This window comes from Acinetobacter sp. 228 (assembly GCF_048147885.1).
The window spans coordinates 1-1,064 of sequence record NZ_JAYWYV010000570.1; the positions used below are offsets into that span (position 1 = coordinate 1).

Below are 1,064 nucleotides of genomic sequence, written 5' to 3' on the forward strand. Positions count from 1 at the left end.
GTGAAGATATCCATGAGTTTATCTAATAAATTTTCATCTTGGATTTGTTTCTTAATCATATTCCGTAATTTTGAGGTTTTAAGTGGATGTGTTTGCCAACCTGCAGGTTTATTGTTTAGCACAAATTCATGTAGTTCGAGAGCTTGTTCTTCATGATTAAATAAATTGAAGAGAGCCTTTTTACCCGTGGTATCGATTCTAGCACTGGTTTTAACTACTGTACCTGAATGTACTTGCTTGGCGAGTTGTTCAATTTTCTTTAAGTATTCCGCATAACGGTCTGCACTGTCCTTACGGATTTTAATCACTTCTTCTAACAATCCTGACATTTTGGCATGGAAAGCAGGGTCAGCGAGATGGTCTTTAATTAAGGTACTACGGATGTTATTTTCAATCGTTTCTGCGACTGAGTTTCGATCCTTCATATTGTTTAACTTTTTAGTGATTGTTTCTGCAATACCTGTTTCCACAATCAATTGAATCAGGGTCTTATCTTCAAATGAGCTGACTTTTACCGAATTTTTTGCATCGATATAATTATCGATTAGATAGCGCATATCTGCTTCAAAGGTTTTGAGGTCGAGATATTCACCCGCACGTAATCGAACTTTTTCTCTTAAATCTAAATAAAAGACTTCTTTGGCTTTAATCTCTTTAATTTCTTCGGCTGTATAACCAATTTCTGCCAATTCGTCTTTGGCATTTGCAAAGGCACGGAAGAAGCTTGCAACAGACTTATACAATGTAATACGTCTTTGATAAGTGGCTTTAAGATCATCAGGGTTTTCTGACTTGCCACAGAAGAACTTTAAGCGATCTTCTTCACAGCTATTTGGCTGCACCATTTGCATCAGCAAATTGAGTTGCTCCATCGCATTGTCTAAATGCTCTTTTGCCATAATCTTACGATTTTTAATCTCAATTTGTGCTTCTTCAGATGCTGAAGTGTCTAATTCAGAGTTATAAACGGCAATGGCTTTTGCCATTTTCTGAAATAGGTTTTTATAGTCAATAATTAAACCGTATTCTTTGTCGGCAGTGTCTAAGCGGTTAGTACGACAAAT

1 pseudogene is annotated in these 1,064 nt (G+C 36.3%); it reads right to left on the reverse strand.

What is annotated here, in order from left to right:
* A pseudogene (locus VXQ92_RS20880) lies at positions 1–1,064 on the reverse strand (restriction endonuclease subunit R); the annotation flags it as partial.